This window comes from Pseudomonas sp. FG86, assembly GCF_057808775.1.
This window is the reverse complement of record NZ_JBMDIS010000008.1, coordinates 25,820-42,272: the sequence shown is the minus strand read 5'-3', so window position 1 is coordinate 42,272 and position 16,453 is coordinate 25,820. Positions and strand designations below refer to the sequence as shown.

Annotated in this window: 19 protein-coding genes; 8 read left to right on the top strand and 11 right to left on the bottom strand. The window is 60.0% G+C overall.

Annotation, left to right across the window (positions count from 1 at the left end; translation table 11 throughout):
• Positions 1-53: 53 nt before the first annotated feature.
• From ACODSV_RS07885 to ACODSV_RS07875, 3 genes are all read right to left on the bottom strand, one after another.
• Complete coding sequence (locus tag ACODSV_RS07885) at positions 54-239, bottom strand: hypothetical protein (protein ID WP_150054280.1); 186 nt, start codon at positions 237-239, stop codon at positions 54-56.
• Positions 240-509: 270 nt separating this feature from the next.
• On the bottom strand, positions 510-1,616 hold the full coding sequence (locus ACODSV_RS07880) for an NADH:flavin oxidoreductase/NADH oxidase (protein WP_024073767.1): 1,107 nt from the start codon (positions 1,614-1,616) through the stop codon (positions 510-512).
• Between the two features lie 224 nt (positions 1,617-1,840).
• A complete protein-coding gene (locus tag ACODSV_RS07875) occupies positions 1,841-3,742 on the bottom strand; it encodes a potassium transporter Kup (protein ID WP_024073766.1) in 1,902 nt (633 codons plus the stop codon).
• A 288-nt stretch (positions 3,743-4,030) separates the two neighbouring features.
• On the opposite strand from ACODSV_RS07875, the gene rimO reads away from it, so the two are divergent.
• The 5 genes from rimO (at position 4,031) to tsaA (ending at position 7,969) form a co-directional block, all read left to right on the top strand.
• A complete protein-coding gene (gene rimO / locus ACODSV_RS07870; protein WP_024073765.1) occupies positions 4,031-5,371 on the top strand; it encodes a 30S ribosomal protein S12 methylthiotransferase RimO in 1,341 nt (446 codons plus the stop codon).
• Between the two features lie 113 nt (positions 5,372-5,484).
• Positions 5,485-5,958, top strand: coding sequence for a GNAT family N-acetyltransferase (locus tag ACODSV_RS07865; protein WP_150054278.1), 474 nt, complete (start codon positions 5,485-5,487; stop codon positions 5,956-5,958).
• A gap of 71 nt (positions 5,959-6,029) precedes the next feature.
• On the top strand, positions 6,030-6,740 hold the full coding sequence (locus ACODSV_RS07860) for an rRNA pseudouridine synthase (RefSeq protein ID WP_024073763.1): 711 nt from the start codon (positions 6,030-6,032) through the stop codon (positions 6,738-6,740).
• A 68-nt stretch (positions 6,741-6,808) separates the two neighbouring features.
• Positions 6,809-7,270: a YehS family protein gene (locus ACODSV_RS07855; protein ID WP_024073762.1), complete on the top strand. Its 462-nt coding sequence runs from the start codon at positions 6,809-6,811 to the stop codon at positions 7,268-7,270.
• 3 nt (positions 7,271-7,273) lie between these two features.
• Positions 7,274-7,969: a tRNA (N6-threonylcarbamoyladenosine(37)-N6)-methyltransferase TrmO gene (gene tsaA, locus ACODSV_RS07850; protein ID WP_150054277.1), complete on the top strand. Its 696-nt coding sequence runs from the start codon at positions 7,274-7,276 to the stop codon at positions 7,967-7,969.
• Positions 7,970-8,089: 120 nt separating this feature from the next.
• Here tsaA and fpr read toward each other — a convergent pair whose 3' ends face one another.
• On the bottom strand, positions 8,090-8,869 hold the full coding sequence (gene fpr / locus ACODSV_RS07845; RefSeq protein ID WP_024073760.1) for a ferredoxin-NADP reductase: 780 nt from the start codon (positions 8,867-8,869) through the stop codon (positions 8,090-8,092).
• Between the two features lie 124 nt (positions 8,870-8,993).
• Here fpr and ACODSV_RS07840 point away from each other — a divergent pair, with 124 nt between their 5' ends.
• Complete coding sequence (locus ACODSV_RS07840) at positions 8,994-9,920, top strand: LysR family transcriptional regulator (RefSeq protein ID WP_024073759.1); 927 nt, start codon at positions 8,994-8,996, stop codon at positions 9,918-9,920.
• A gap of 3 nt (positions 9,921-9,923) precedes the next feature.
• Here ACODSV_RS07840 and ACODSV_RS07835 read toward each other — a convergent pair whose 3' ends face one another.
• From ACODSV_RS07835 to ACODSV_RS07825, 3 genes are all read right to left on the bottom strand, one after another.
• Positions 9,924-10,286: a diacylglycerol kinase gene (locus ACODSV_RS07835; protein WP_017137081.1), complete on the bottom strand. Its 363-nt coding sequence runs from the start codon at positions 10,284-10,286 to the stop codon at positions 9,924-9,926.
• Positions 10,287-10,361: 75 nt separating this feature from the next.
• Positions 10,362-11,012 carry a response regulator transcription factor ErdR gene (erdR, locus tag ACODSV_RS07830; protein ID WP_024073758.1) on the bottom strand — a complete coding sequence of 217 codons (651 nt, stop codon included), beginning with the start codon at positions 11,010-11,012 and terminating at the stop codon, positions 10,362-10,364.
• 251 nt (positions 11,013-11,263) lie between these two features.
• A complete protein-coding gene (locus ACODSV_RS07825) occupies positions 11,264-11,983 on the bottom strand; it encodes a tRNA-uridine aminocarboxypropyltransferase (protein ID WP_024073756.1) in 720 nt (239 codons plus the stop codon).
• A 198-nt stretch (positions 11,984-12,181) separates the two neighbouring features.
• Here ACODSV_RS07825 and ACODSV_RS07820 point away from each other — a divergent pair, with 198 nt between their 5' ends.
• Positions 12,182-12,622 carry a PA3611 family quorum-sensing-regulated virulence factor gene (locus tag ACODSV_RS07820; RefSeq protein WP_024073755.1) on the top strand — a complete coding sequence of 147 codons (441 nt, stop codon included), beginning with the start codon at positions 12,182-12,184 and terminating at the stop codon, positions 12,620-12,622.
• A 135-nt stretch (positions 12,623-12,757) separates the two neighbouring features.
• Here the strand turns inward: ACODSV_RS07820 and ACODSV_RS07815 are convergent, their stop codons facing one another.
• The gene (locus ACODSV_RS07815) at positions 12,758-12,922 is read right to left on the bottom strand and encodes a hypothetical protein (RefSeq protein ID WP_155766381.1); all 165 of its coding nucleotides are present in this window, start codon (positions 12,920-12,922) and stop codon (positions 12,758-12,760) included.
• Between the two features lie 78 nt (positions 12,923-13,000).
• Here ACODSV_RS07815 and ACODSV_RS07810 point away from each other — a divergent pair, with 78 nt between their 5' ends.
• Positions 13,001-14,113 carry an LOG family protein gene (locus ACODSV_RS07810; protein ID WP_024073754.1) on the top strand — a complete coding sequence of 371 codons (1,113 nt, stop codon included), beginning with the start codon at positions 13,001-13,003 and terminating at the stop codon, positions 14,111-14,113.
• A 191-nt stretch (positions 14,114-14,304) separates the two neighbouring features.
• Here the strand turns inward: ACODSV_RS07810 and recX are convergent, their stop codons facing one another.
• From recX to ACODSV_RS07795, 3 genes are all read right to left on the bottom strand, one after another.
• Positions 14,305-14,772, bottom strand: a complete 468-nt coding sequence (gene recX, locus ACODSV_RS07805; protein WP_024073753.1) for a recombination regulator RecX — start codon at positions 14,770-14,772, stop codon at positions 14,305-14,307.
• Positions 14,773-14,780: 8 nt separating this feature from the next.
• Positions 14,781-15,839, bottom strand: coding sequence for a recombinase RecA (recA, locus tag ACODSV_RS07800; protein ID WP_024073752.1), 1,059 nt, complete (start codon positions 15,837-15,839; stop codon positions 14,781-14,783).
• Between the two features lie 83 nt (positions 15,840-15,922).
• Positions 15,923-16,423 carry a CinA family protein gene (locus ACODSV_RS07795; protein ID WP_024073751.1) on the bottom strand — a complete coding sequence of 167 codons (501 nt, stop codon included), beginning with the start codon at positions 16,421-16,423 and terminating at the stop codon, positions 15,923-15,925.
• Positions 16,424-16,453: the final 30 nt, after the last annotated feature.

Here is a 16,453-nt window from a genome sequence, read left to right as displayed (position 1 = left end):
CGAGGAAGCTTGCTCACCACAGCAAGCCCGTCCCCACAATGTTCAGCGGCGACTCAGAACCGCGACACGCTCTTCATCGCGCCAATCAGATACCGCATCGCCACCTGATCGCTTTCGGTCAGGGCGCGATACTGCGCCAGTAATTCAGCTTCATCGGAACTCAACCTTCGGGTGCGCAAGTACACCCTGCGGGTCAGAAAAGACGCCACCACACCCGCTACACCATAGGACTTGGCCATGGACTGTTTCTCCTGATATCGATCAAAACTCCGTGTGCCCATTACCCGCCTCCCGTGAAGCGCAATGCTTCGGCAGACAAACCGACTGACTTCCTGGGCCAGAAATCAGACTTACCCTAAGCGTAGAAACAATCTCGTGACGTGTGGGATTTTTTTAGAGTATTCACTTAAATAATTGGGTCAGGAATAAATACCTACAGCCCTGTCCCACAGTTGCGGGCAAAAAAAACCCACCGGGCCAGGGTGGGTTTTGTGAGCGCGGATGAAGGCTCAATCCCTGAGATCAGACTCATGAATCGGCTGGTCCCGATGAGTCGCCCGTTGGTACTGGGCCGGCCAGATTGCCTTGCGCCCACCGAGATCATCGTCGGCATGCAGCGGCCAGTACGGGTCACGCAGCAGTTCACGGGCGAGGAAGATGATATCGGCCTGGCAGGTGCGCAGGATGTGCTCGGCCTGGGCCGGTTCGGTGATCATGCCGACGGTGCCGGTGGCGATGCCCGACTCTTTGCGCACACGCTCGGCGAAGCGTGTCTGGTAGCCCGGCCCCGTGGGGATCTCGGCATTGGCGGCGGTGCCACCGGAGGACACGTCGATCAGGTCCACGCCCAGGTCTTTGAGGCGACGCGCCAGTTCCACGGTTTCATCCGGGTTCCAGCCGTCTTCCACCCAGTCGGTGGCCGATACCCGCACAAACAACGGCAGCTCCTGGGGCCAGGCTTCGCGCACCGCTTCGGTCACTTGCAGCACCAGGCGGATACGGTTTTCAAAGGACCCGCCGTATTGGTCCTGACGCTGGTTGCTGATGGGCGACAGGAATTGATGTAACAGGTAACCATGCGCCGCGTGGATTTCCACCACCTCGAAACCCGCGGTCAACGCACGCTTGGCGGCGGCGACAAAGTCGCTGATCACTTGCTGGATCTGAGCGTCATCCAGTTGCCGGGGTTGCGTGTGGTTCGGGTCAAAGGCAATCGGCGACGGCCCCACCGGCACCCAGCCGCCGTCTTCCGGCTTGACGCTGCCATGCTTGCCGATCCACGGCCGATGGGTGCTGGCCTTGCGCCCGGCGTGGGCCAGTTGAATGCCGGCCACCGCGCCCTGGGCGGCGATAAAGCGGGTGATGCGTTGCAAGGGTGCGATCTGTTCATCGTTCCACAGGCCCAGGTCTTGGGCGGTGATACGGCCATCGGCGGTGACCGCGGTGGCTTCGGTAAAAATCAGCCCGGCGCCGCCGACGGCACGACTGCCAAGGTGGACGAGGTGCCAGTCATTAGCCAGGCCATCGACACAGGAGTATTGGCACATCGGCGACACGGCAATGCGATTGAGCAGGGTCAATTGGCGCAGGGTATAGGGTTCGAGCAGCTGACTCATGGCGCACCTCTTCTTGGCTTTTGGGCACTTCTGTAGGAGCGAGCTGGCTCGCGAAAGCCTCATAGACACCGCGTTTATCGAGGAGCGAGGCGTTACCGTTAACGTTTTTCGCGGGCAAGCCCGCTCCTACACAACAGTGCTTAGAGCCTAGTCGACAACGCTGGATTGCACAGGGTTCAGAAACGAAAACGGGAGCCGATTGCCGGCTCCCGTGGTGCGGCCTCTTACATTTCGACCTGGGTGCCCAGCTCGATCACCCGGTTGACCGGGAGCTTGAAGAAACGCAGGTTGCCGTTGGCGTTCTTCAACATGAACGCGAACAAGCCCTCGCGCCAGCGCGCCATGCCTTTGATCCGCGAGGCGATGACCGTTTCGCGGCTGAGGAAGTACGTGGTGCGCATCGGGCTGAAATCCAGCTCGTCCAGATGGCACAGTTTCAACGCTTCAGGCACGTCCGGCTCATCGGTAAAGCCGAAGTGCAGGATCACGCGGAAGAAACCTTCCCCGTAGGCATCCACCTCGAAGCGCCGTGCGGCCGGCACCCGCGGAATATCCTCATAGACCACCGTCAGCAACACCACCTGCTCGTGCAGCACCTGGTTATGCAGCAGGTTGTGCAACAGCGCGTGGGGCACGGCGTCGGGCCGTGCGGTGAGGAACACCGCGGTGCCCTGCACACGATGGGGCGGTTGCACACGGATGCTGCCGATAAAGATCGGCAGTGGCAGGCCGCCTTCGTCGAGGCGATCCATCAGCAGTTCCTTGCCGCGTTTCCACGTCGTCATCAGGATAAACAACACGATCCCCGCCAACACCGGGAACGCACCGCCCTGGACGATTTTCGGCACGTTGGCGGCGAAGAACAGGCCGTCCACCAGCAGGAAACCGATCAATACCGGAATCGCCAGCAGCGGTGGCCACTTCCACAGCAACAGCATCACCGCCGACACCAGGATACTGGTGATCAGCATGGTGCCAGTCACCGCGACACCGTAGGCGGAAGCCAGGGCATTGGAGGACTCGAAGCCCAGTACCAGCAGGATCACGCCCACCATCAACGACCAGTTCACAGCACCAATGTAGATCTGGCCTTGCTCGGCGCTGGAGGTGTGCTGGATGTGCATACGGGGGATGTAGCCCAGCTGGATCGCCTGGCGAGTCAGGGAGAACGCACCGGAAATCACGGCCTGGGACGCAATCACCGTCGCCAGGGTCGACAGCACCACCAGCGGAATCAACGCCCAGCTCGGCGCCAGCAGGTAGAACGGGTTGCGCGCCGCTTCGGGGTTTTCCAGCAACAACGCGCCCTGGCCGAAATAGTTGAGCACCAGCGCCGGCAGCACGAGGGCGAACCAGGCACGGGCGATGGGCTTGCGCCCGAAGTGGCCCATGTCAGCGTACAGCGCCTCGGCACCGGTCAAGGCAAGCACCACAGCGCCGAGAATCGCCACGCCCATGCCGGGGTGGACGACAAAGAAGCGCACACCCCAGACCGGGTTCAGCGCGTTGAGCACTTCCGGATGCTGGCTGATGCCATGCACCCCCAGGCCCGCCAGCACCAGGAACCACAACACCATGACCGGGCCGAACAGCTTGCCGATACGGTCGGTGCCGTGTTTCTGGATCAGGAACAGGCCCACCAGCACCACCAGCGACAACGGCACGACCCAGCGCTCAAGCCCATCAAAGGCCAGTTCAAGGCCCTCTACCGCCGAGAGTACCGAGATTGCCGGGGTGATCATGCTATCGCCGTAGAACAGCGCGGCACCGATCAGGCCGAGAATCACCAGCACCGACCGCAACTTGGGATACGGCGACGCCGCCCGCCGCGCCAGCGCCGTCAGGGCCATGATGCCGCCCTCGCCCTGGTTGTCGGCGCGCAGGATAAACAGCACGTACTTGATCGACACCACCCAGACCAGCGACCAGAAAATCAACGCCAGAATGCCGAAGACCCCGTCATGATTGACTGAAACCCCATACCCCCCGGCAAACACCTCTTTAAGGGTATAGAGCGGGCTGGTACCAATATCGCCGTACACCACCCCGACCGCCGCCACCAGCATGCCTATCGGCTTGGCGTTTGAATGCTCGGCACCCGCTGCCTGACTACTTGCCTGACCCATCAACCACTCCTGCCCTTTGACCTGAGGTCTTTTATAAACAACGCGCCTAAGCTGACCCTAGCATGCGCTGTTTTACTTCTCGTAACAGACGTTTTATTGACCCAGGGCTTTCCCCGCGAGCAACGGCGCGAAGCATAGCGCAGCACTCGTCGCATTTCCCTGCATAAAGCTGGTCAAGTGCGTTGCCCGTCGCTAGAATTGCGCACTTTTTGATCAGAGGCGCAGCAAGCGCCCGTCCGCAGCCCTGTCATGCCCGACTGGCGGCGTCATTCAATACCGAGGTTAGACATGTCCACCACCATCGCAAAGGCCAACCCCAAGGTTGGCTTTGTTTCCCTGGGTTGCCCGAAGGCCCTGGTTGACTCCGAACGCATCCTGACCCAACTGCGCATGGAAGGTTATGACGTGGTGTCCACTTACCAGGACGCGGACGTGGTGGTGGTCAATACCTGCGGCTTCATCGACTCGGCCAAGGCAGAGTCGCTGGAAGTGATCGGCGAAGCCATCAAGGAAAACGGCAAGGTCATCGTGACCGGCTGCATGGGTGTGGAAGAAGGCAATATCCGCAATGTGCACCCGAGCGTGTTGGCGGTGACCGGCCCGCAGCAGTACGAACAGGTGGTCAACGCCGTGCACGACGTCGTGCCACCGCGCCAGGACCACAACCCGCTGATCGACCTGGTGCCGCCGCAAGGCATCAAGCTGACCCCGCGTCACTACGCGTACCTGAAGATTTCCGAAGGCTGCAACCACAGCTGCAGCTTCTGCATCATCCCGTCGATGCGCGGCAAGCTGGTCAGCCGCCCCGTGGGTGATGTATTGGACGAAGCCCAGCGCTTGGTTAAATCCGGCGTAAAAGAGCTGCTGGTGATCTCCCAGGACACCAGCGCCTACGGCGTCGACGTGAAGTACCGCACCGGCTTCTGGAACGGCGCGCCGGTGAAAACCCGCATGACCGAACTGTGCGAAGCCTTGAGCAGCCTGGGTGTGTGGGTGCGCCTGCACTACGTTTACCCGTACCCGCACGTGGACGAGTTGATCCCGCTGATGGCCGCCGGCAAGATCCTGCCGTACCTGGACATCCCGTTCCAGCACGCCAGCCCGAAAGTGCTCAAGGCCATGAAACGCCCGGCCTTCGAGGACAAGACCCTGGCGCGCATCAAGAACTGGCGCGAAATCTGCCCGGACCTGATCATCCGTTCGACCTTTATCGTGGGCTTCCCCGGCGAAACCGAAGAAGACTTCCAATACCTGCTCGACTGGCTGACCGAAGCCCAGCTGGACCGCGTCGGCTGCTTCCAGTATTCGCCGGTGGAAGGTGCCCCGGCCAACCTGCTGGACCTGGCCGTGGTGCCGGATGACGTCAAGCAGGACCGTTGGGAGCGTTTCATGGCGCATCAGCAAGCGATCAGCTCGGCGCGCCTGCAACTGCGCATCGGCAAGGAAATCGAAGTGCTGATCGACGAAGTCGACGAACAAGGCGCGGTTGGCCGTTGCTTCTTCGATGCGCCGGAAATCGACGGCAACGTGTTTATCGACGACGCCACAGGCTTGAAGCCGGGTGACAAGGTCTGGTGCACCGTGACCGACGCCGATGAATACGACCTGTGGGCTGAAAAACGCGACTGATCGCATCAGCCCCTGTAAAAAAGTGCAAAAGTCCTGCCTCTGGACAAGATGCGGGGCTTTTTTAGGTCTATCGTTTTGCCCATCGACGCCAATTTAGGCAAGGGGCAGCGGGCATGCGTCAGCATTCGGTTATCCATACACCCAGAACCAGCGACTACGCGCAGTTGGCAAGGATATGGGAGGCCTCGGTGCGGGCCACCCATGATTTCCTGCCGGACAGTTATATCGAACAGCTGAAGAACCTGGTGCTGACCCGTTACCTGGACTCGGTGATGCTGATCTGCACCAAGGACTCGCGCCAGCGCATTACCGGGTTTGCCGGGGTGGCCGCAGGCAAGGTCGAGATGTTGTTTATCGACCCGCAATACCGTGGCCAGGGGCTGGGCCGGCAATTGCTGCGGTACGCGATCGAATGCATGAATGCCGATGAGCTGGACGTCAACGAACAGAACCCCCAGGCCCTGGGCTTTTACTTCAAACAAGGCTTCGAGGTGATCGGACGCACAGAGCATGATGGCCTGGGGCAGCCTTATCCGTTGCTGCATTTGCGTTTGCGCCAGGCGCCACAGCAGGCGCGCCAGGGCTAAATGAAATGGGGCCGGGATTAACCGGCTCCAGGCAGGTACAATAGCGGCCCCCTTTTGCTACGGCCCTTGTCATGACTGACCCCATACGCCTCTCCAAACGCCTTATCGAGCTGGTCGGTTGCTCCCGTCGGGAGGCTGAGCTGTTTATCGAAGGCGGCTGGGTCTCGGTGGACGGTGAAGTGATCGACGAGCCGCAGTTCAAGGTCACGACCCAAAAGGTCGAACTGGACCCTGACGCCAAGGCCACCGCGCCGGAGCCGGTGACTATCCTCCTGCACGCGCCGGTTGGCGTGGATGCCGAGACAGCCATGGCTTCGATCAGCGCCGAAACGCTGTCCGAAGAGCACCGCTTCAGCAAGCGCCCGCTCAAGGGGCATTTCCTGCGCCTGACCGCCAGCGCCGACCTGCAAGCCAAGGCCAGCGGCCTGCTGGTGTTCACCCAGGACTGGAAGATACTGCGCAAGTTGACCGCCGATGCCGCCAAGATCGAGCAGGAATACGTGGTCGAGGTCGAGGGCGACATGGTTGCCCATGGCCTGAACCGCCTCAACCATGGCCTGACCTACAAAGGCAAAGAGCTGCCGGCGGTGAAAGCCAGCTGGCAGAACGAAAACCGCCTGCGCTTTGCGATGAAAAACCCGCAACCGGGCGTGATCGCCCTGTTCTGCGAAGCGGTTGGCTTGAAGGTCATCGCCATCCGCCGCATCCGCATCGGCGGCGTGTCCATCGGCAAGGTGCCGGTAGGTCAATGGCGTTACCTGTCCGGCAAAGAGAAGTTCTAAGCCACTCCCCCTTTCCAGGCGCCGCCCCACCCGGCGGCGCCCACTGTTGAAAACCAGGATTGCCCACCATGATTCACAATGACGTACTGCGCAGCGTGCGCTACATGCTCGACATCAGCGACAACAAGATGGTCGAGATCATCAAGCTCGGCGGCATGGACGTGACCAAGGAAGACCTGCTGACTTACCTCAAGAAAGACGAGGAAGAAGGCTTCGTGTTCTGCCCGGATGAGGTCATGGCGCATTTCCTCGATGGCCTGGTGATTTTCAAGCGTGGCAAGGACGAAAGCCGTCCGCCACAGCCGATCGAAACCCCGGTGACCAACAACATCATCCTCAAGAAACTGCGCGTGGCCTTCGAACTCAAGGAAGACGACATGCATGCCATCCTCAAGGCCGCCGAGTTCCCGGTGTCCAAGCCGGAGCTGAGCGCGCTGTTCCGCAAGGCCGGCCACACTAACTACCGTCCGTGCGGCGACCAGTTGCTGCGTAACTTCCTCAAGGGCCTGACGCTGCGGGTTCGCGCGTAAACCATGAGTTACCACGTCTCGCCCGTCGGCTTCGTGCGCTCCTGTTTCAAGGAGAAGTTCGCCATTCCGCGCCAGCCGCAACTGGCGCCTGCCGCACGGGGCGTGCTGGAGCTGGTCGCGCCGTTCGACCAAGGCGAGGCGGTGCAGGGCCTGGAGCAGGTCAGCCATGTTTGGCTGTTGTTTCTGTTCCACCAGGCCCTGGAAGACAAGCCACGCTTGAAAGTGCGCCCGCCGCGCCTGGGCGGCAACACGTCCATGGGCGTATTTGCCACCCGCGCCACCCATCGGCCCAATGGGATTGGCCAGTCGGTGGTGAAGCTGGACAAGGTGGAGCCGGGGCGACTATGGATTTCCGGGATTGATTTGCTCGATGGCACACCGGTGCTGGATATCAAGCCGTATGTGCCCTACGCCGACATCATCGACACGGCCACCAACAGCATCGCCAGTGGTGCGCCGCAACTGATTCCGGTGCAATGGCTGAAGACGGCGCTGCAACAGGCACAAGGCCACGCCCAGCGCCTTGGGGAGCCGTTGGTGGAGTTGATCGATCAGTGCCTGGCGCAGGATCCACGGCCGGCGTACCAGACACCTGGGCCTGAGCGCGAATATGGAGCGCAGTTCTGGGATGTAGATGTGCGCTGGCACTATCCCGAGCCCGGGATGATTTGTGTGCTGGAAGTGGTGCCGGCTAACTGAATACACCGGAAACAAATGTGGGAGGGGGCTTGCCCCCGATTGCAGGGTGTCAGTCACCACATAAGGCGACTGATACACCGCAATCGGGAGCAAGCCCCCTCCCACATTTTTTGAACGCGTTTATTTCTCGACGAACGCGCGCTCGATCAGGTAATCACCCGGCTCACGCATGCGCGGCGAAACTTTCAGGCCGAAGCTGTTCAGCACTTCGCTGGTCTCGTCCAACATGCTTGGGCTGCCGCACAGCATGGCGCGGTCGTCCTCGGGGTTGATCGGTGGCAGGCCGATGTCACGGAACAGCTTGCCACTGCGCATCAGGTCGGTCAGGCGGCCTTCGTTCTCGAACGGTTCACGGGTCACGGTCGGGTAGTAGATCAACTTTTCACGCAGGGCTTCGCCGAAGAATTCGTTCTGCGGCAGGTGCTCGGTGATGAATTCGCGGTAGGCGACTTCGTTGACGTAACGCACGCCGTGGCACAGGATCACTTTTTCGAAACGCTCGTAGGTTTCCGGATCCTGGATCACGCTCATAAACGGCGCCAGGCCAGTACCGGTGCTGAGCAGGTACAGGTGTTTGCCCGGCTTCAGATCGTCAAGCACCAGGGTGCCTGTCGGTTTCTTGCTGATGATGATCTCGTCGCCTTCCTTCAAATGCTGCAATTGGGAAGTCAGCGGGCCATCCGGCACCTTGATGCTGAAGAATTCCAGATGCTCTTCCCAGTTCGGGCTGGCAATGGAATATGCGCGCATGAGCGGGCGGCCGTTGGGCTGTTGCAGGCCGATCATCACGAACTGACCGTTCTCGAAGCGCAGGCCCGGATCGCGGGTGCACTTGAAGCTGAACAGAGTGTCGTTCCAGTGATGAACACTGAGGACACGCTCGTGGTTCATGTTGCTCATGTACGGGGGACTCCTGGAAATGGGTCTGCGCCAAATGATAGGTGCGCAATTGCACAGCATTCTAATGGCGGCGACAATATCTGTTAACTGGATTATTAAGATAAGGGTTATCGGTTATATCGATATGCGATTTACTCTCCGTCAACTGCAAGTCTTCGTCGCCGTCGCCCAGCAGGAAAGCGTATCCCGCGCTGCTGGTCTCCTGGCCTTATCTCAATCCGCCGCCAGCACTTCGATTACCGAGCTGGAGCGTCAATCCAGCTGCCAATTGTTCGACCGCGCCGGTAAACGCCTGAGCCTCAACGCCCTCGGGCACCAGCTGTTACCCCAGGCGGTGGCCCTGTTGGACCAGGCCAAGGAAATCGAGGACCTGCTCAACGGCAAGTCCGGTTTCGGCTCCCTGGCGGTCGGCGCAACCCTGACCATCGGCAATTACCTGGCCACCCTGCTGATCGGCAGCTTTATGCAGCAGCACCCCGAAAGCCAGGTGAAGCTGCATGTACAGAACACAGCCAATATCGTGCACCAGGTGGCCCACTATGAAATTGACCTGGGTCTAATCGAAGGCGATTGCAGCCACCCGGATATCGAGGTGCAAACCTGGGTAGAGGATGAACTGGTGGTGTTTTGCGCGCCGCAGCACCACCTGGCCAAACGCGGCATAGCGACCATGGAAGCGTTGACCCATGAAGCCTGGATCCTGCGGGAGCAAGGCTCAGGGACACGACTGACCTTCGACCAGGCCATGCGCCATCACCGCAGCGCGCTGAATATCCGCCTGGAGCTGGAACACACCGAGGCGATCAAGCGTGCAGTGGAGTCCGGGCTGGGGATTGGCTGTATTTCCCGATTGGCGCTGCGTGATGCCTTCCGCCGGGGCAGCCTGGTGCCCGTGGAAACCCCGGACCTGGACCTGGCCCGGCAGTTCTACTTCATCTGGCATAAACAGAAGTACCAGACCTCGGCCATGCGCGAGTTTCTCGAACTGTGCCGCGCCTTTACCGCCGGGGTACAGCGCAGCGACGAGATCGTGCTGCCGAGCATTGCCTGAGCCTTAGATCAGGATCACGGCCCACACCAGGGTGATCATGGTCAGGGCCACGAATTGCGCGGCGCTGCCCATGTCCTTGGCGTTTTTCGACAGGGGATGACGGTCCAGGGAAATGCGGTCGATCGCCGCCTCTACCGCCGAATTGAGCAATTCAACGATCAAGGCCAGCAGGCATACCGCAATCAGCAACGCACGCTCGACGCGGCTGACGTGCAGGAAGAAGCTCAGTGGGATCAGGATGACGTTCAACAACACCAACTGACGGAAAGCCGCCTCGCCGGTGAAAGCTGCGCGCAGGCCATCCAGGGAGTAGCCCCCTGCATTGAAGATACGTTTGATACCGGTTTGACCCTTGAAAGGCGACATAGATGTAGGCAACTGAACCAAAGGAGTGGGGAAACTAGATCAAGCAAAGTCAAAAAAGCGTGAAGCAATGACCGCTTAATGCTGCGAAATTGACTCAAGTTGTTGCAAGAGCAGTGCTGCCTGGGTACGCGTCCGCACGCCCAGCTTGCGAAAGATGGCTGTCACGTGGGCCTTGATGGTCGCTTCCGACACGCTCAACTCGTAGGCGATCTGCTTGTTCAAGAGGCCTTCGCAGACCATGGTCAACACCCGGAACTGCTGGGGTGTCAGGCTGGCCAAGCCATCACGGGCGGCCTTGGCCTCGTCGGACACGTTGATTTCTTCAAACGCTTGCGGCGGCCAGGACACATCGCCCTCCAACACCGCGCGCACGGCACGCTGGATCGCTTCCATGGAACTGGACTTGGGAATGAAACCACTGGCGCCAAACTCCTTGGAGCGCACCACCACGTCGGCCTCTTCCTGGGCCGAGACCATCACCACCGGAATCTGCGGGTATTGCCCGCGCAGCAGCACCAACCCAGAGAAACCATAGGCGCCGGGCATGTTCAGGTCGAGCAGCACCAGGTCCCAGTCGGATTTTTCGGTGAGGCGGGTTTCCAGCTCGGCAATGCTGGCCACTTCGACCAGGCGGACATCGGGGCCCAGGCCCAGGGTTACCGCCTGATGCAATGCACTGCGAAACAGCGGGTGGTCATCGGCTATCAGGATTTCGTATGTGGCCATTGATTAAATGATCCTGTTTTTTATGGCAGCCCTGATGGGTTCAGGGTTCGCCAGTACACAAGGCGACGGCCAGGCAGCCATCGCCACAGGGCAGGCTCAACGTCAAAAACACCTGGAACGACGTTGAAAACTCACGGTTGCGCCCTGATCGGCGCCCAGCATGCCCAGCGCAGCCTGGGGGGTCAAGCACTACGCCCGTGGCATTTTAGCGAGTTGTGGGGCTGCAGTGCCATCATGCAAACGTCGTCTGGTTATACCGCCGGGATATAGGGTGCAAGACGAGTATGGACGATGTCTGCCAAGTCCAGCGGTAACTGGAACTTGGCGGCCAGGTAATGGGTGCTGAACACGTCGAGATAAGCATCCAGCACTTCGCTCGCGGCCTGGTCGGCGGCCAGCTCCAAGCACAGCGCGGCCACTTCGGCGGTGCAGAAGTGATCATCCCGCTTGGAACGCCGCAGTTTATAGCGCGACAGTTGCTCCGGGGCCAGGCTCAGGACAGGCAGATGCTCCAGATAGGGGCTTTTGCGAAACATCTTGCGCGCTTCGCTCCAAGTGCCGTCCAGCAGGATAAACAGCGGGCGCTTGCCCTCCCCTACGACGACTTCGCTGACCACTCGCTCAGGTGCGACAAATTCGCCAGGGAATACGATATACGGCTGCCATTGCGGATCCGCGAGCAAGATGAGCAGTTCGGGATCGACCTCGGTGCGCGACCAGGCAAATGCACGGGTGTCGTCGATGACATCAGCGATCAGCCAGCCGGTGTTGCTCGGTTTCATCGGTTCGACGTCGTGCATCAACAGGCACATTGCAGACCGAGCCTCGACCTGAGGCCGCCAGGCGCACAGGCAATATTGCGGGATCACCCGGCAGCCGGGGCAGCGCTCGGCGCGGGAGCCACGGTTGACAAAAGGCCTGACGGCCCGCGCCAGGCGTTGGGTGCGCAGGCGGGAGACGGCATGGCTCATTGGATGCGCCGCACGGAAGAGGAAATCGACACTGGGGGAACTCGAGAAGGGCTTAAGTGGCCGCAGTTTACCAGAGCCCGTCGTACTTCCCATCGATACGCCTGGCTGTCATGGCAAGGGGTCCACTATAATTGCGCGCCACTGAACGCATAGCGCAGTGGCTGGTCTATGCACCAGTAACCGAATCAGGAGAGTTTCATGCTGCGTTCCATGCTGCGTCTTGTTGCCCCATCCGTCGCGCTCGCGTTGGTCCTGCCTGTGGGCGCCCAGGCAGCCTCGTTGCTGGAGGCGCAAATGAACAAGAAGCTGCAAAGCGTCGCGGCCGAAAGCAACAAGGAGCTGCCCCGGGAAATTGACGAAAAAACCCTGGAAGTGGCCTACACCGTTGAGGGAATGCAACTGATCGACCACCTCAGCGTGCTGCCTGATCGCGCCGAACAGATGCGCGCCAACCCCAAGGCAGTGTATTTCCAGCTGGGTCAGAGCGTATGCCTGAACAAGGGCTACCGCGAGCTGATGGCCAAGGGCGCGGTGATGCGCTACGAAATCACCGAGAACAAGACCAACCGTCCTGTGGCATCAGTGAAGTTCGTGGAAGCGGATTGCCCGGCACCGGCTGCGGCGAAAAAGAAAAAGTAATGTGGCTTGGCCCTCGCGCGCGGCTGTCCAGCGGCGCGCCGATTTCCCCGATTCCGTTTCCAGCGGCAGTCAAACTACCGTGATGAGCGACCAATAAGCGGTTGCCAGCCAAGGGTTTTTCGGCCCATGATCAAGTCATCCCAGCAGCCCTTCTACAGCGGTCTTCACGCCGTCCTGTAACATTTTCAGGGCAAAAGAGGGTTGCCCTCCTGCAACTTGCAGTGCAAAGGTTTTTACATCACAAGGAACATACAGAGCCCGCTTTGCCGCTTGGCGAACATTGTTCATTGCCTTGGGCATGCAGCGACACATGCAGTGTCGTGGCGACGGACGAATATCTCGTCGTTGACCTGGCCTCTGTGAAGAAGGAGACGTTGAATGCCTTACGAACCGAATGACCGCCTGCTTCAGCATTTTGAAGCAAACGGAGCTGACCTTACACAGCAGGTCGACGCTCAACTCCAGCTGATTGCGCCTGACAGCCCTAACATCCCCCTTTATCGCGACATGATCCTGACCGTTCTGCGCATGGCCCAGGACGACAGTAGCCGCTGGAACGCCAAGATCACCTTGCAGGCGATCCGCGAGCTGGACCACGCTTTCCGTGTACTGGAGCAGTTCAAGGGCCGGCGCAAGGTCACGGTGTTCGGCTCGGCACGCACGCCTGTCGAGAGCCCGTTGTATGCCCTGGCCCGTGAAGTCGGTGCAGCGCTGGCCCGATCAGACTTGATGGTGATCACCGGTGGCGGCGGCGGCATCATGGCGGCGGCTCACGAAGGCGCAGGCCTGGAACATAGCCTTGGGTTCAACATCACCCTGCCATTTGAACAGCACGCCAACCCGACCATCGATGGTACCGAGAACCTGCTGTCCTTCCACTTTTTCTTCACCCGTAAGCTGTTCTTCGTCAAGGAAGCCGACGCGTTGGTGCTGTGCCCGGGCGGTTTCGGCACGCTGGATGAAGCGCTGGAAGTGCTGACGTTGATCCAGACCGGCAAAAGCCCACTGGTACCCGTGGTACTGCTGGACGCACCTGGAGGCGGTTTCTGGCAGGGCGCCCTGGACTTTATCCGCAATCAACTGGAGGCCAATCGCTATATCCTCCCCACTGACCTCAAGCTGATACGCCTGGTGTACAGCGCTGAAGAGGCCGTCGAAGAGATCAATCAGTTCTATGCCAACTTCCATTCCACACGTTGGTTGAAGCGTGAATTCGTGGTGCGCATGAATCACCCGCTCAGCGAGCGTGCGCTGGCTCATTTGCAGAACGAGTTCGCCAGCCTACGGTTGAGTGGAGAGTTCCAGCAGCTTGCCTATACCGGCGAGGAGCATGATGAACCGAGGTTCAGCCATTTGACGCGACTGGTGTTCAACTTCAACGGACGCGATCAGGGCCGGCTGCGGGAGTTGGTGGACTACATCAACTTGCCGGAGAACTGGGCGCAGTCCCAGGGGAAGACGCAACAGCGAGTAGCGCCGCAGCCGGCGTGAAATCCAGAAACGCGACGCAGAATCCAGAAACGCAAAAAGGCCCGGCTATTTTCATAGCGGGCCTTTTTTTGGGGCAGTTTTTGGTGGTTCAGGTTTAGATTGAGGGTGAGGCTATTGGGGCTGCTTCGCAGCCCAACGCGGGGCAAGCCCGCTCGCCACACAACAAGCCTGTTCAACACACAGCAAGGTACTCAGTCGTCCATGTCTCGGCCACTGAGTAAGCGGCTGATCATTTCCATCGAAAAACCGCGATAACTCAAGAAGCGCCCCTGCTTCGCGCGTTCCCTGGCATCAATTGGAAGGTGACCGGCAAACTTGCGGCGCCAGGTGTCCTCCAGTTGCGACTGCCAACTGATACCGCACTCACGTAGGGCAATGTCTATATCGGCGCGCTGCAAACCGCGTTGGCTCAGCTCTTCGCGAATCCGCGCGGGGCCGTAGCCGGAACGGGCTCGGTAGGAGACAAAGCTTTCGAGGTAGCGGGACTCCGACAGCAGCCCTTCTTCCGTCAAACGGTCAAGGGCGGTCTCGATCATCTCAGGCTCCGCGCCGCGCTGACGCAGTTTACGCGTCAGCTCGACTCGACCATGCTCGCGGCGAGCAAGCAGGTCCATTGCGGTGCGCCGAACGGCGACAAGTGTATCCAGTACAACAGTCATCGTTTGCTTCAGATGTCAGTGTCGACTTCTTCTACTTCTTCAACCGGCTCGCGATTGGCGGCCGCTTTCACGTCTGGCGTAGGGGTCAGCAGCTTGTCGCGAATCTGCTTCTCAAGGGTCGCCGCGATATCCGGGTTGTCTTGCAGGAACTTGGCCGAGTTAGCCTTGCCCTGGCCGATTTTGCTGCCGTTGTAGGCATACCAGGCACCGGACTTCTCGACAAAACCGTGCAGCACGCCCAGGTCGATCATCTCGCCGTTCAGGTAGATACCCTTGCCGTAGAGAATCTGGAACTCGGCCTGACGGAATGGCGGGGCCACTTTATTCTTCACGACCTTGACGCGGGTTTCGCTACCGACAACCTCGTCACCTTCCTTCACCGCGCCAGTACGACGGATGTCCAGACGAACCGAAGCGTAGAACTTCAGCGCGTTACCACCGGTAGTGGTTTCCGGGCTGCCGAACATGACGCCGATCTTCATCCGGATCTGGTTGATGAAGATCACCAGGCAGTTGGCATTCTTGATGTTACCGGTGATTTTACGCAGCGCCTGGGACATGAGGCGGGCTTGCAGGCCCACGTGCATATCACCCATTTCGCCTTCGATTTCAGCTTTCGGTACCAGGGCAGCCACGGAGTCGACCACGATCACGTCGATGGCGTTGGAGCGCACCAGCATGTCGGTGATTTCGAGGGCTTGCTCACCGGTGTCCGGTTGGGAAACCAGCAGGTCGTCAACGTTGACGCCCAGCTTGCCGGCATATTCAGGGTCAAGGGCGTGCTCGGCGTCGACGAACGCGCAAGTGGCGCCCATTTTTTGCGCCTGGGCAATCACCGACAAGGTCAGGGTGGTTTTACCGGAAGATTCAGGACCGTAGATTTCAACGATACGGCCTTTTGGCAGGCCGCCAATGCCGAGCGCGATGTCCAGACCCAGAGAGCCAGTGGAGATAGCCGGGATCGCCTGACGGTCATGATCGCCCATACGCATTACGGCACCCTTGCCGAATTGACGTTCGATCTGACCCAGGGCCGCAGCCAAGGCTTTCTTCTTGTTGTCGTCCATTAAAGTCCTCACGTAATCAATAAGGCCTGGCGGCCAACACCTGTATAAGTAGACAGTATTGTTCCACAAAGATCAGAGATCGCCTACCCCTGATTTTCTATTTCTGCTGCAGCTCGTCGCAACAAGCCCTCCAGCGCGGCCTTTACCGTTTGTCGGCGGACCTCGTCGCGGTTACCCGGGAAGTGCGCAAGCTCAGCGGTGACCTCGTCCCCGACGCCGAAGGCCAGCCACACCGTGCCCACCGGTTTTTCCGGCGAACCGCCATCGGGCCCCGCCACGCCACTGACCGCCACGGCAAAACGCGCCAGGCTTTTTTCCTGTGCGCCGCGGACCATCGCCTCCACCACTTCCTGGCTGACCGCGCCGACTTTGGCGAACAGCGCCTCAGGCACGTTCAACTGACGGGTCTTTTGCCGGTTGGAATAGGTGACATAGCCGGCCTCGAACCACGCCGAACTCCCTGGAATCCGCGTAATAGCCTCGGCAATACCGCCACCGGTACAGGATTCAGCCGTGGTGACGTGGGCATTGAGCACCTGTAAACGGCGACCCAGTTCAGCGGCAAGTTGGGTGATTTCTTTCACGGTCGTCTCCTGGAGTGGGCGGGCGTTTGC

What these genes read in the sequence shown, in the direction of transcription:
- ACODSV_RS07885 (WP_150054280.1), bottom strand. Translation starts at nt 239, where the DNA reads ATGGCCAAGTCCTATGGTGTAGCGGGTGTGGTGGCGTCTTTTCTGACC.
- ACODSV_RS07880 (WP_024073767.1), bottom strand. Translation starts at nt 1,616, where the DNA reads ATGAGTCAGCTGCTCGAACCCTATACCCTGCGCCAATTGACCCTGCTC.
- ACODSV_RS07875 (WP_024073766.1), bottom strand. Translation starts at nt 3,742, where the DNA reads ATGGGTCAGGCAAGTAGTCAGGCAGCGGGTGCCGAGCATTCAAACGCC.
- rimO (WP_024073765.1), top strand. Translation starts at nt 4,031, where the DNA reads ATGTCCACCACCATCGCAAAGGCCAACCCCAAGGTTGGCTTTGTTTCC.
- ACODSV_RS07865 (WP_150054278.1), top strand. Translation starts at nt 5,485, where the DNA reads ATGCGTCAGCATTCGGTTATCCATACACCCAGAACCAGCGACTACGCG.
- ACODSV_RS07860 (WP_024073763.1), top strand. Translation starts at nt 6,030, where the DNA reads ATGACTGACCCCATACGCCTCTCCAAACGCCTTATCGAGCTGGTCGGT.
- ACODSV_RS07855 (WP_024073762.1), top strand. Translation starts at nt 6,809, where the DNA reads ATGATTCACAATGACGTACTGCGCAGCGTGCGCTACATGCTCGACATC.
- tsaA (WP_150054277.1), top strand. Translation starts at nt 7,274, where the DNA reads ATGAGTTACCACGTCTCGCCCGTCGGCTTCGTGCGCTCCTGTTTCAAG.
- fpr (WP_024073760.1), bottom strand. Translation starts at nt 8,869, where the DNA reads ATGAGCAACATGAACCACGAGCGTGTCCTCAGTGTTCATCACTGGAAC.
- ACODSV_RS07840 (WP_024073759.1), top strand. Translation starts at nt 8,994, where the DNA reads ATGCGATTTACTCTCCGTCAACTGCAAGTCTTCGTCGCCGTCGCCCAG.
- ACODSV_RS07835 (WP_017137081.1), bottom strand. Translation starts at nt 10,286, where the DNA reads ATGTCGCCTTTCAAGGGTCAAACCGGTATCAAACGTATCTTCAATGCA.
- erdR (WP_024073758.1), bottom strand. Translation starts at nt 11,012, where the DNA reads ATGGCCACATACGAAATCCTGATAGCCGATGACCACCCGCTGTTTCGC.
- ACODSV_RS07825 (WP_024073756.1), bottom strand. Translation starts at nt 11,983, where the DNA reads ATGAGCCATGCCGTCTCCCGCCTGCGCACCCAACGCCTGGCGCGGGCC.
- ACODSV_RS07820 (WP_024073755.1), top strand. Translation starts at nt 12,182, where the DNA reads ATGCTGCGTTCCATGCTGCGTCTTGTTGCCCCATCCGTCGCGCTCGCG.
- ACODSV_RS07815 (WP_155766381.1), bottom strand. Translation starts at nt 12,922, where the DNA reads ATGCCCAAGGCAATGAACAATGTTCGCCAAGCGGCAAAGCGGGCTCTG.
- ACODSV_RS07810 (WP_024073754.1), top strand. Translation starts at nt 13,001, where the DNA reads ATGCCTTACGAACCGAATGACCGCCTGCTTCAGCATTTTGAAGCAAAC.
- recX (WP_024073753.1), bottom strand. Translation starts at nt 14,772, where the DNA reads ATGACTGTTGTACTGGATACACTTGTCGCCGTTCGGCGCACCGCAATG.
- recA (WP_024073752.1), bottom strand. Translation starts at nt 15,839, where the DNA reads ATGGACGACAACAAGAAGAAAGCCTTGGCTGCGGCCCTGGGTCAGATC.